We start from the raw sequence: 12532 nt of genomic DNA, 5'->3' as shown, positions 1-12532 counted from the left end.
AAGCATGTCCAGCCGCGCGCAATTGAAGCCCGATGACGATGCCCCGGCGGAACGGGGCGCACGCTACTTCAACCGCGAACTGAGCTGGCTGGCGTTCAACCGGCGGGTGATGGAAGAAGCGACCAACACCGCGCATCCGCTGTTGGAACGGCTGCGCTTCCTGTCGATCTCCGGCTCCAACCTCGACGAATTCTTCATGGTCCGCGTCGCCGGCCTCAAGGGTCAGCAGATGCAGGAAGTGGAGGCGCATTCGCAGGACGGCCTCACCCCTGCGCAGCAGCTCACGGCCATCGTCGAACAGGCGGGCGGCCTCGTCCACAGCCAGCAGACGGTGTGGAACGGCATCCGCCGCGGCCTGCGCGAGCGCGGGATCGAGATGCTCGACGCGGACGCGATCGTCGGTGAGGTCGCCGAGTGGATCGAGAATCACTTCCGCCTTCAGATCTTCCCGATCCTGACCCCGCAGGCGCTCGATCCCGCGCACCCGTTCCCGTTCATCCCGAACAAGGGGCTGAGCGTGATCTTCGACCTGGTCCGCCAGAGCGACGGCGAGCCGATCCGCGAGCTGGTGCTGCTGCCCCCGGCCAGCCCGCGCTTCGTGCGCGTGCCGGGTGAGCGCGCTTGTTACGTGCCGGTAGAAACGCTTCTCAAGCGTTTCTCTTCAATCCTTTTTCCGGGATATGACGTCAAGAAGTCAGCGACCTTTCGAGTGCTGCGCGACAGCGATATCGAACTGGAGGAAGAGGCCGAGGATCTGGTCCTCTACTTCCGCACGGCGATCAAGCGGCGGCGGCGTGGGCGCGTCATCCGGCTCGAGATGGAGGAGGGCATCGACCCCGCGCTCGAGGCGGTGTTGCTGGAGGAGCTGGGCGGCAGCGAGGCGCTGCTGACCGAGACCGGCGGCTTTCTGGGCGTGGGCGACCTGTCGATGATCGTCGAGGAGGACCGGCCCGACCTCAAATTCCCGCCCTATGCGCCGCGTTTCCCGGAGCGAATCCGCGAGTTCGGCGGCGATTGCTTCGCGGCGATCAAGGCCAAGGACATCGTCGTTCACCACCCGTACGAGACGTTCGACGTGGTGCTGGCCTTCCTCAAACAGGCGGCGACCGACCCCGATGTCGTGGCGATCAAGCAGACGCTCTATCGCGCGGGCAAGCAGTCGGCGGTGATCCAGGCGCTGATCGCCGCGGCCGAGGCGGGCAAGTCGGTGACGGCGGTGGTCGAACTGAAGGCGCGGTTCGACGAGGAGCAGAATCTGCTGTGGGCATCGGCGCTGGAGCGCGCGGGGGTTCAGGTGATCTATGGCTTCACCACCTGGAAGACGCACGCCAAGGTTTCGATGGTGGTGCGGCGCGAGGGCGACGAGTTCCGCACCTACTGCCATTTCGGCACGGGCAATTATCACCCGGTGACCGCACGCATCTATACCGATTTGAGCTTCTTCACGGCGGATCCGCGCATCGGCCGCGATGCGGCGAAGATCTTCAATTACGTCACCGGCTATGTCGAGCCTGAGGATCTGGAACTGCTGACGGTGTCGCCACGGCATCTGCGCGATCGGCTGATGGAGCTGGTGGACGGCGAGATCGCCAATGCGCTCGCCGGGAAACCGGCGGCGGTGTGGGCGAAGATGAACTCGCTCGTCGATCCGGCGATGATCGAGAAGCTCTATGAGGCGAGCAATGCCGGGGTTGAGGTCGATCTGGTGATTCGCGGCATTTGCTGCCTGCGGCCCGGCATTGCGGGCATGTCCGAGAATATCACCGTCAAGTCGGTGGTCGGCCGCTTCCTTGAGCACAGCCGCATCTGGGCGTTCGGCAACGGTAAGGCGCTGCCCAATGACGGGGCGAAACTGTTCATTTCCTCCGCCGACTGGATGCCGCGCAACTTTGACCGGCGTGTGGAGTTCATGCTTCCGTTGCAGAATCCGACGGTCCACGATCAGGTGCTGGACCAGGTGATGGTCGCCAATTTGATCGACACCGAGCAGAGCTGGGAGCTGGAAAGCGATGGCCGCTATGTCCGTGAAGATCCGGGTCCCAAGCCGTTCAACCTGCATCGCTATTTCATGACCAATCCGTCGCTGTCGGGCCGTGGCGCGGCGCTGGAGACGAGCGAGGCGGTGCCCAAGCTGTCGTTGCGCCGATGGCGCGCGGAGCGTAGCGGGTGAGCGTGACCTCCATTCTGTTCCGTAAACCTCGCGCCGAGCCGGTGCCATCCGCTCAGCGCACCGCGATCATCGATATCGGCTCCAACTCGATCCGCCTCGTCGTCTATGACGGGGCGGCGCGACTGCCCGCGACTTTGTTCAACGAAAAGGTGATGGCGGGACTGGGCCGCTCGCTCAGCGAAACCGGGGCGATCGATCAGGCCGCGCTGACTATGGCGACCACAGCGCTCGCTCGCTTCGCGAGCCTGGCGCGTGAGATGGAGGCTGATTCGATCCGTACCGTCGCCACGGCGGCGGTGCGCGAGGCGTCGAACGGTGGCCAGCTGATCGCGATCGCGCGGTCGCTGGGGCTGGATGTCGAATTGCTTTCGGGCGAGGCCGAGGCGCTGGCGGCGGGCTATGGCGTGCTTTCAGGCATTCCCGACGCGGATGGCATCGTCGGCGACCTGGGCGGTGGCTCACTGGAGCTGGTGCGGGTAGTGGCGGGCACGGTGACCGATCGGGTTTCCTTCCCGCTGGGTGTGCTGCGCATCGGCGCGATCCGGGAGAAGGGGAAGGGGACGCTCGACCGCACCGTCGCCGACCTGTTGAAGCAGGCGGGCTGGACAGGGCGTGGGGCGGAGCTGCCCTTCTATCTGGTCGGTGGGTCCTGGCGCGCGCTGGCGCGGCTCGACATGCATCTGACCGGCTATCCGCTCCCGGTTATCCACGAATATGCGATGCCGGCGGCGACCGTGACGCGGCTCCAGCGCACGATCCAGCAATTGGGCAAGGGCAAGATCCGCGCGGTGCCCAACCTCTCGTCCGGCCGTGTCACGACGATGGAGGACGCGGCCGCGCTGCTCGGCGTGCTCATCAAGCATCTGGGCAGCCGCGAGACGGTGGCTTCCGCCTTCGGACTGCGCGAGGGGCTGCTGTACGGCGAGTTGACGGTCGATCAGCGCCAGGAAGACCCGCTGATCGTCGCCGCGCGCGACGAGGCGCAACGGTCGGGCCGTTTTCCGGAGCATGGCGACCTGCTCGACGCATGGATCGCACCGCTGTTCGACGATGACGTCGATCTGGCGCGGATCCGACATGCGGCGTGCCTGCTGGCCGATGTGGGCTGGCGCGCGAACCCGGAGTTCCGGGCGGAACGCGGTCTGGAGATCGCGCTTCATGGCAATTGGGTCGGGATCGACGCGCGGGGCCGGGCTTTACTCGCGCAGGCGCTGTTCACCTCATTGGGAGGCGGGTTCGAATCGCCGCCGCCGATCGGCCAGCTCGCCAGTCTCGACGATCTGGAACATGCCAAGCTCTGGGGTCTGGCCATGCGGCTGGGCCAGCGGCTGAGCGGCGGTGTTGCTGGGCCGTTACGGCGCTCGTCGCTGGGCGTAACCGAAGAGGAATTGACGCTGAGCCTAGAGGGTGACGACGCCGCGCTCTATGGTGAGGCGGTCGAAAAGCGCCATCGCGCGCTGGCGGGGGCGTTGGGGCTGACCGCCGCCGTGGAAATCTAAGCGCACATACCGTCATTTTCGGTTCATGTTTCTCAGGTGAAACGAACGCTTCCGTTCTAAAGGAGGCTTCATGCTCGATCGCCGAACCATGCTGGCTGGCTGCCTGTGCGGCGGCGTTGCACTAGGTCCGGCATGGGCGCTTTCTTCGACCGGTAAGGATGATCCGCTGGTCGACGCCTTTGTTCACGCCAACAATTTCCACGGCGTCGTGGTCAAGGCGCACGCGGGTCGCATTCGCTATGCCCGCGCCTTCGGCATGGCCGACATCGCGGCGAAGCGACCGGCGAGTGTGGACAGCGTCTATGCGATCGCATCGATCTCCAAATGGTTGACCAGCGTCACCCTGCTCAAGCTGGTCGAGCAGAGCAAGACGACGTTGGACACACCGATTGCGGCCCTGCTTCCGGACTTTCGCGCTGACACCGGCGCGCGCGTGAAGCTGGTTCATCTGTTGTCCAATACCAGTGGCATTCCAAACGGCTTCATCGCTGCGGCCAAGCTCGATCCGTCGCTCCTGACCACGGATCTCGGTACCGCGGAGTCGCTCCGCCGCTTTTGTCACGGCGACCTCGCGTTCGAGCCGGGGAGCAAGTTCGACTATGCGATGACCAACTGGTTCATCCTGCTGGCGATCGTCGAACGGCTGACGGGCAAGCCGTTCCAAGAGGCGGTGCGTACGATCACGCTCGATCCGCTGGGGCTGAACCACAGCGGGACGGACGGAGCGGGCGCCGCCTCATCCTATCGCACCGTCGAGCCGCCGGTCCTGTGGCCCGATCCGCGTGCGCCGGTGATGGCGGCGGGTGGCGGCTATTTCAGCACCGCCGCCGATCTCGTTCGCGCGGCACATGGCGTGTTCGATCGCGGCTTCCTGAAGCCCGAATCGATCGCGGCGCTGCGGACGATCCATGTGCCCGAGCAGGACTATTCGCTGGGCGGGCGTGTGCGGACGATGACGATCGCGGGCAAGCCGGTACAGGCGGCGTGGCAGACCGGACGGACCGCTGGTTTCCGGTCCGTCCTGGGCCATCGCTATGACGATCGCTCGACCGTCGTGATCCTCAACAACACCGGCCTGTCGCAGAAGCTGCTCGACGAGTTTGCCGACCAGCTGTTCGGCGCGGCGCCGCGAACGGGCTGAGGCTCAGCCGCAGTGCAGGCGGCGGATCATGTTGCGATGATCGACCTCGACATTGAGCCGGTCCGACCGGAAGTCCATCGTCACGGCCTGGCCGGGGCGGATCACACGGACATCGCGGGCGCCGGCCCGCCGCTTGACGTTCTGGATCACGCGGGGCCGCGCTTCACGTCCGACTGCACCCTGCACAATCCCGGCATTGCAGCGGATCGGTCCGGGCATCGGATCCGGCATCGGCGCACAGGCGATCAGGCCAACGGGCAGCAGCAGGGCGGTGAAGCGGATCATGACGCGTTCTCCTAGTCTTGGGGCTGTTCGGTACGAGTCATTTTGAGCTTACCATTTCGCACGGTGAACCCCAACTGCCCCTCGACCAGCGCGAGCGCGTCGCGCCCGAACTGTTCAAACCGCCAGCCGTTCAGGATCGAGAGACCCTCGCGCTGCCCTGCGGCGAGCGCTTCGAGATCGTCCGAGCGGGCGAGAAGGCGCGCGGCGACGTTGATGTCGCGGGCGCGGATCTTGAGCAGCAGCTTGAGCAGATCGGCGACCAGCGCACCTTCCTTGCCGAGCGGGAGTTTGCGGTCGTCACGCGCCGGCATTTCCGATGCGGGCATCGCCGTCGCATTCTCGATCGCCGCCATCAGCCGTCCTCCGATATCATTGCCGCCCCATGAAGCGGACAGCCCGCGGACGCGGGTCAGGTCGGCTTGCTTGCGCGGCGGGTTGGCGGCGAGATCGGCGATCGTTTCATCCTTCACGATACGACCGCGAGGCAAATTCTTCCCCTGCGCTTCCTTCTCGCGCCACGCCGCCAGCGCCTTGAGGCGGCCCAGCACTTCGGCCTTGCGGCTTGAGATGCGGATGCGCTGCCACGCCTGATCGGGGTCGTTGCGGTAGTTCTCCGGGTCGGCGATCCGCTCCATCTCTTCGTCCAGCCAGCCGCCACGGCCGGTCTTGCGCAGCTTTTCCAGCATCTTGGGGAAGATTTCGGACAGGTGGGTCACGTCGGCGATGGCGTAGTCGATCTGGCGCTTGTCGAGCGGTCGCCGCGACCAGTCGGTGAAGCGCGCGCCCTTGTCGACGGTGATGCCGAGATAGGTTTCGACCAGGTTGGAATAGCCGATCTGCTCGCCCTGGCCGAGTGCCATCGCCGCGATCTGGGTATCGAACAGCGGGTGCGGGGTCTTGCCGGTGAGGTTGTAGACGATCTCGAGGTCCTGGCCGCCGGCGTGGAAGACCTTGAGCACGTCCTCGTTATTGACCAGCAGGTCGAGCAGCGGCGTCATGTCGAGCCCGGGCGCCATCGGATCGATCGCCGCCGCTTCGTTGGTGTCGGCGATCTGGATGAGGCAAAGCTCAGGCCAGAAGGTGTTTTCCCGCATGAACTCGGTATCGACCGTGATGAACGGTTGCTGCGCGAGGCGGGTGCAGAGATTGGCGAGAGTTGCCGAGTCTTCGATCAGGCCGTGAATATGCATCGCAGGCCCATAGACGCGCGCGAGCGGGTTGACAAAGGGCTGTGTGAAGGAGAAGCGCCCCACCTTGGAAACAATCCGCAATCGCGGACTGTCCGCATGCGCGGACGAAAACCGAGAGATCGAAGAAATGCACGCCTATCGTTCGCACAATTGCGGCCAGCTGACCGCAGCACAGGTCGGTGAAACCGTCCGCCTTTCGGGCTGGATCCACCGCAAGCGCGACCATGGGGGCGTGCTGTTCGTCGATCTGCGCGACCATTATGGCGTGACCCAGATCGTCGCCGACAGCGACTCGCCGGCGCTTCCTGTGCTGGAAGGACTGCGCGTCGAATCGGTCGTGACGATCGACGGCGTGGTGAAGGCGCGGTCGGACGCGACGGTGAACCCGAACCTGTCGACCGGCGAGATCGAGGTGTTCGCCAAGGGCGTCACCGTCCAGTCGGCCGCGCAGGAGCTACCGATGCCGGTGTTCGGCGATGCGGAATATCCGGAGGAAATCCGCCTCCGCAACCGCTTCCTCGACCTGCGCCGCGAAGGGCTGCACGCCAACATCATGCTGCGCAGCCATGTCATCGCCAGCCTGCGCCGCCGGATGATCGACCAGGGCTTTACCGAGTTCCAGACGCCGATCCTGACCGCGTCGTCGCCGGAGGGCGCGCGCGACTATCTGGTCGCCAGCCGCGTGCATCCGGGCAAGTTCTACGCGCTCCCGCAGGCGCCGCAGATGTTCAAGCAGCTGCTGATGGTCGCGGGTTTCGACCGCTATTTCCAGATCGCGCCCTGCTTTCGCGACGAGGATGCGCGCGCCGACCGTTCTCCGGGTGAGTTCTACCAGCTCGACTTCGAGATGAGCTACGTCACGCAGGATGACGTGTTCGCGGCGATTGAGCCGGTGCTGCACGGCGTGTTCGAGGAATTCGCCAACTGGCAGGGCAAGGGCCGCACCGTCAGCCCGCTGCCGTTCAAGCGCATCCCCTACCGCGAATCGATGCTGAAATACGGCAACGACAAGCCCGACCTGCGCAACCCGATCCTGATTTCGGACGTGAGCGCGCATTTCGAAGGCTCGGGCTTCGGCCGCTTCGCCTCGATCGTTGAAGCCGGGGACGTGGTCCGTGCGATCCCGGCACCGGGCACCGCCGAGAAGAGCCGCAAGTTCTTCGACGACATGAATAGCTGGGCGCAGGCCGAAGGCTTTGCCGGCCTTGGCTATGCGACGCGCAAGGGCGGCGAATGGGGTGGCCCGATCGCCAAGAACCATGGCGAGGACAAGATGTCGGCGCTGGCCGACGAACTGGGCCTTGGCCCGGACGACGGCATCTTCTTTGCCGCCGGCAAGGAAGCCCAGGCGGCGAAGCTCGCCGGCCTCGCCCGTACCCGCGTCGCAGAACAGCTCGAGCTGATCGACAAGAGCCGCTTCGAATTCTGCTGGATCGTCGACTTCCCGATGTTCGAATATGACGAGGACGCCAAGAAGATCGATTTCAGCCACAACCCGTTCAGCATGCCGCAGGGCGAGTTGGAAGCGCTGGAGACCAAGGACCCGCTCGACATCCTTGCCTGGCAGTATGACATCGTCTGCAACGGCATCGAGCTGTCGTCCGGCGCGATCCGGAACCACCGCCCTGAGATCATGTACAAGGCGTTCGAGATCGCCGGGTACAGCCAGCAGGATGTGGACACCAACTTCGCGGGCATGATCAACGCGTTCAAGTTCGGCGCGCCGCCGCACGGCGGATCGGCGCCGGGAGTCGACCGTATCGTGATGCTGCTGGCCGACCAGCCCAACATCCGCGAGGTCATCGTCTTCCCGATGAACCAGAAGGCCGAGGACCTGATGATGCAGGCTCCGTCCTTCGTCAGCGACAAGCAGCTCAAGGAACTGCACATCCGGCTTGCGCCGGGCGTCGCGCCGACCGAATAAGGCCTCTGACGTAAGGGCAGGCGAACAAACGCCGCCCGTTGGAGGGATTTGATGCTGGACGGTTCGGGAATGGCGGCGCGGCAGCGCGTTGAGGCGACGATCGGCTTGGCCGATCTGTTCACCATCGGTATCGGACCGTCGAGTTCGCACACCGTCGGACCGATGCGCGCGGCCTGCGCCTTTTCCGAGGCTGCGCTGGATCGCGGTATCCCGGTGTCGGTCTCATGCGAACTGTTCGGGTCGCTGGCGCTGACCGGCAAGGGCCACGCCACCGATACAGCGGTGATCCTGGGCCTGGCCGGGCATCAGCCCGAGAGCGTCGACCCCGACGCGGTGGCGAGCATCGTCGCGACGATCCAGTCCGAGCAGCGCCTGTCGCTGGGTGGGCAGGTGACAGTGCCCTTCGTCGAGGGCAGGCACCTGATCTTCCGCTCCGATCGGTTCCTGCCCGCGCATCCCAACGGCATGCGCTTCGTCGCGCACTATCCCGATGGCGAGCCGTACGAGACCTTCTGGTACTCGATCGGCGGCGGCGCGGTCGTCGAGGGCGGGTGCGAGGCGCCGCGCTCGAACGTAACGCTGCCGATGAACTTCTCCTCGGGTGCAGAGCTGCTGGCGGTGGCGGAGGAGAAGGGCGTGACGATCGCCGATATCGTCCGCGCCAATGAGGCCGCGTGGCGTGACGATACCGAGACCGATGCCTTCCTCGATTCGCTACGCGCGGCGATGTCTGCCTGCATCGAGCGGGGGATGCGCGGTGAAGGTGAACTGCCCGGCGGCCTCAAGGTCAAGCGCCGTGCCCGCGACCTGCACAACAAGCTGGTCGCGCGTGGACCGCGATCCGATCCGTCCTTGGTGTTCGATTGGGTGAGCCTGTGGGCGCTGGCGGTGAACGAGGAAAACGCCGCGGGCGGCCGCGTCGTCACCGCGCCGACCAATGGCGCAGCCGGCGTGATTCCGGCGGTGCTGCGCTACTACGAAACATTCTGCGCCAGCCCCACACCGGCGGGCGCGCGAACCTTTCTGCTGACGACCGCAGCGATCGGCTTCCTCTACAAGAAGCGCGCTTCGATCTCGGCCGCCGAGATGGGCTGCCAGGGCGAGGTTGGTGTTGCCTGCTCGATGGCTGCGGCGGGGCTGGCGGCGGCGCTTGGGGCGACCAATGCCCAGATCGAGAATGCCGCCGAGATCGGCATGGAGCACAATCTGGGCCTGACCTGCGATCCGATCGGTGGCCTCGTCCAGATCCCGTGTATCGAGCGCAACACGATGGGCGCGATCAAGGCGATCAACGCCGCCTATCTCGCGATGCACGGTGATGGCAGCCATGTCGTCAGCCTCGACGCGGTGATCGAGACGATGCGCCAGACCGGCGAGGATATGCGGTCGAAATACAAGGAAACCGCTCAGGGCGGGCTGGCGGTCAACGTCGTCGCGTGCTGATCTGGGCCTTGGCCAAAGGGAGCAGCCATGCGCGTCGCGGTGTTCGGGACCAAGGGATATGACCGGCGCTTCCTGAGCGAGGCGAACGCGGTCCACGGCCATGAACTGCTGTTCCTCGAGCCGCGGCTGGACATTTCGACCGCGCCGCTCGCCGTCGGATGCGGGGCGGTGTGCGTGTTCGTCAACGACTGCGTCGATGCTGGGGTGCTGGAAACGCTGGCGGAGCTGGGCGTGCGGCACGTCGCGCTTCGCTGCGCCGGGTTCAACAATGTCGATTTGGGGTCGGCTAACCGGCTCGGGATCGATGTGGTGCGCGTTCCTGCTTACTCGCCGCATGCGGTGGCGGAATTCACCATTGGCCTGATGCTGGCGGTCGATCGTCATATCCCGCGCGCCTGGTCACGGGTACGCGACAACAACTTTGCGCTGGATGGCCTGATCGGCCGCAACCTGCATGGCCGGACCGTGGGTGTGGTTGGCACCGGCAAGATCGGGGCGCTGGTCGCGAAGAGCTTGCGCGCCGGCTTTGGGTGCGAAGTGCTGGCGAGCGATGTGGTGACCGACCCGGCGCTTGAGGCGGTCGGGGTACGTTACGTCTCGCGCGCGACCCTGTTGGCGGAAGCGGAGGTCATCACGCTCCATTGTCCGCTGACGCCGGAGACGCGCCACCTGATCGATGCCACGGCGATCGAGCGAGCACGGGAGGGGTTGTTGATCGTCAACACCAGCCGCGGCGCGCTGATCGACACTGCGGCGCTGATCGAGGGCCTCAAGTCGCGCAAGATCGGCGGCGTGGCACTGGACGTCTATGAGCAGGAGGCCGATCTGTTCTTCGAGGATCTGTCGAACGAGATCGTCGGCGACGACGTATTCCAGCGGCTACTAACCTTTCCCAACGTGCTCGTCACCGGGCATCAGGCGTTCCTGACCGAGGAGGCGCTGACCGCAATCGCGGAGACGACGCTGGCGAGCATTGCCGATGCGGAGGCGGGGCGGCCGCTGGTCAACCGCGTCGGGATCGAGCGGGTGGCGGCCTGATGGCGACGCGGACTCTCAACAAGTTCGTTCGGCGCTACACCACGCTGTCCAGCGCGCTCGACACGCTGGTGCACCAACGATTGGTGCTGCTCAGCCCGTCCAAATGGGACGACACCAACGATGTCGAGTTCATGGAGCTGTATCGCGCCCATGCCGATGCCAAGTCGGTGCTGGCGCTGTGCTGTGCGATGGCGAGCGAGACCTATCATCACTGGCGCGTGTTCACCCAGGGGATGGAGGGTGTGTGCATCGAGTTCGAGAAGGCGGCGCTTGAAACCGCTGTGGCCGCCCATCCCGGGGTCATTTCCGGGCCAGTCGACTATCTTCAGATCAGACAGCTCGAAGCACTGACGCCCGAGGACGCGCATCGGCTGCCGTTCGTGAAGCGCGAGGGGTATAGCGACGAGCGCGAATGGCGGATCGTGGCGACATACCTGGAGGCGCCGGCCTTTTCATCGCCGATCACGATCGATCTCGGTTCGATCACCCGGCTCGTGCTCAATCCGTGGATGCCGCCGGTACTGGCCGATAATCTGCGGGGGATCATCCGTGGGCTGCCGGGCTGCGCGAAGCTTAAGATCGAAGCGTCCGCGCTGACGAACAGCGATCGCTGGAAGGCGGCGGGGAAGAAGCTGGCGGGCTGACCCGCGGCGGCCATTTGCGGAAAGCGGTGCTGAAGCGGACCCGGAAGATCCAGAAGAACATCACCGCGAGTACCAGCAGCGGCAACGCGTCCCACAGGTAGAAACCCTGCCACGCCTTCGGAAACTCGTCCCTCTGCCCGTTGAAGAACGACGAGGTGGCGATCAGCATCGCGGTCGACATGCGCCACAGATGCCGGCCGATGCGCTGGACGCCCGACAACTGCCCCTTGCGCAGGAAATTAAGGTCGAGCGCGACCGCGAGCAGGGCAAGGGCGCCGAAGACGAAGTGGACCTGCCACGGCAAGCTGTCGACCTTGCCATCGGGGTCATTGAACCCGGTGAACCCAAGGAACAGTTGGCCGGTCGCGCAGCCGATCGCGATCGCCAGCGCAACCCGGTCGGCTTTCGTCGGCCTGCCGTCTCGTCGCCGCGCGGCCATCCACGCCGTCGCCACGAGATAGCAGGTGAAAGTCCCCACAAGCGCGGTTCCGCGTTCGGGCTTGAGCGCGGCGATCACGGCACCGGTGGCCCCCATGACGAGCATGGAGGCGAAGAAGGCGGTGCCGGCGCGAGCGTGCCAGCGGCCCCCTTTCCGGACGGCCAGTGCCGCGGCTCCCGACAACAGAGCGATGCTTCCCCCGATGATATGCACCAGCATGAATGCGTTCATGCGCGCCTCCCTTGCGTTCGATTTGCAAGGGCGTATTATTTTAATAGTACACTTCCGCCCATGATCGGGGGGATCAAAGACATGATCGAAGGTAACACGGACGAGGGGTCCAGACGGTCGAAGGCGGTGGGGGCGCTACGCTTCATCGCGGGGGAGATCGCGCGTGAAATGCGCAGGTACCGCGTGGGCAAGTTCAGCGTGCGCCGAGAGGTCGAACGGCATATCGAACCGCTGCTGGCATCGGGTGGAGCGCGGATCGACCGCGTGGCGAGCGCGATGGGATGCAGCCGCCAGACGCTCTATCGCCGCCTGAAGGCTGAAGAGGTCACGTTCGAACAGGTGCTCGACGGGGTCCGGCACCGGCTTGCGCTCAAGTTGATGCGAGGCGGGAAGCTTGCCGTGAAGGACGTGGCCTACCGGCTCGGCTTCTCCGATCCCGCGGCCTTCTCCCGCGCGTTCAAGCGGTGGACGGGGCAAAGCCCTGCGACGTTTAAGGCCACCGGGCGCCAGCGCGACGCCCGGTAGGCC

11 protein-coding genes are annotated in these 12532 nt (G+C 65.4%); 8 read left to right on the top strand and 3 right to left on the bottom strand.

Annotated features, from left to right (window positions below; genetic code table 11):
- Positions 1-4: 4 nt before the first annotated feature.
- The 3 genes from AC07M1_RS11005 (at position 5) to AC07M1_RS10995 (ending at position 4810) form a co-directional block, all read left to right on the top strand.
- Positions 5-2170, top strand: a complete 2166-nt coding sequence (locus AC07M1_RS11005; protein WP_495162582.1) for an RNA degradosome polyphosphate kinase — start codon at positions 5-7, stop codon at positions 2168-2170.
- Between the two features lie 2 nt (positions 2171-2172).
- Complete coding sequence (locus AC07M1_RS11000) at positions 2173-3669, top strand: Ppx/GppA phosphatase family protein (RefSeq protein WP_495162581.1); 1497 nt, start codon at positions 2173-2175, stop codon at positions 3667-3669.
- A 70-nt stretch (positions 3670-3739) separates the two neighbouring features.
- On the top strand, positions 3740-4810 hold the full coding sequence (locus tag AC07M1_RS10995; RefSeq protein WP_495162580.1) for a serine hydrolase domain-containing protein: 1071 nt from the start codon (positions 3740-3742) through the stop codon (positions 4808-4810).
- A gap of 3 nt (positions 4811-4813) precedes the next feature.
- Here AC07M1_RS10995 and AC07M1_RS10990 read toward each other — a convergent pair whose 3' ends face one another.
- Entirely contained in the window at positions 4814-5095 is a 282-nt protein-coding gene (locus tag AC07M1_RS10990) for an I78 family peptidase inhibitor (RefSeq protein ID WP_495162579.1), read from the bottom strand.
- 11 nt (positions 5096-5106) lie between these two features.
- Positions 5107-6285 (bottom strand): ribonuclease D, encoded by a 1179-nt coding sequence (gene rnd, locus AC07M1_RS10985; RefSeq protein ID WP_495162578.1) that lies wholly within the window; start codon positions 6283-6285, stop codon positions 5107-5109.
- A gap of 127 nt (positions 6286-6412) precedes the next feature.
- Here rnd and aspS point away from each other — a divergent pair, with 127 nt between their 5' ends.
- From aspS to AC07M1_RS10965, 4 genes are read left to right on the top strand one after another with little or no spacing between them, the layout of a single operon-like run.
- Complete coding sequence (aspS, locus tag AC07M1_RS10980; RefSeq protein ID WP_495162577.1) at positions 6413-8209, top strand: aspartate--tRNA ligase; 1797 nt, start codon at positions 6413-6415, stop codon at positions 8207-8209.
- A 51-nt stretch (positions 8210-8260) separates the two neighbouring features.
- Positions 8261-9652: an L-serine ammonia-lyase gene (locus AC07M1_RS10975; protein ID WP_495162576.1), complete on the top strand. Its 1392-nt coding sequence runs from the start codon at positions 8261-8263 to the stop codon at positions 9650-9652.
- Between the two features lie 27 nt (positions 9653-9679).
- Positions 9680-10690, top strand: coding sequence for a 2-hydroxyacid dehydrogenase (locus tag AC07M1_RS10970; protein ID WP_495162575.1), 1011 nt, complete (start codon positions 9680-9682; stop codon positions 10688-10690).
- Positions 10690-11334 carry a hypothetical protein gene (locus AC07M1_RS10965; RefSeq protein WP_495162574.1) on the top strand — a complete coding sequence of 215 codons (645 nt, stop codon included), beginning with the start codon at positions 10690-10692 and terminating at the stop codon, positions 11332-11334. Before AC07M1_RS10970 ends, AC07M1_RS10965 begins: the two co-directional genes overlap by 1 nt.
- Here AC07M1_RS10965 and AC07M1_RS10960 read toward each other — a convergent pair.
- Positions 11264-12004: a hypothetical protein gene (locus AC07M1_RS10960; RefSeq protein WP_495162573.1), complete on the bottom strand. Its 741-nt coding sequence runs from the start codon at positions 12002-12004 to the stop codon at positions 11264-11266. The genes AC07M1_RS10965 and AC07M1_RS10960 overlap by 71 nt on opposite strands.
- 81 nt (positions 12005-12085) lie before the next feature.
- Here AC07M1_RS10960 and AC07M1_RS10955 point away from each other — a divergent pair, with 81 nt between their 5' ends.
- Positions 12086-12529, top strand: coding sequence for a helix-turn-helix domain-containing protein (locus tag AC07M1_RS10955; protein WP_495162572.1), 444 nt, complete (start codon positions 12086-12088; stop codon positions 12527-12529).
- The last annotated feature ends 3 nt before the right edge of the window (positions 12530-12532 follow it).

This window comes from Sphingomonas sp. GW821-FHT10C01 (genome assembly GCF_059415525.1).
Note: the sequence above shows the minus strand (reverse complement) of the source record. Positions and strands in the feature narration are given on the sequence as shown.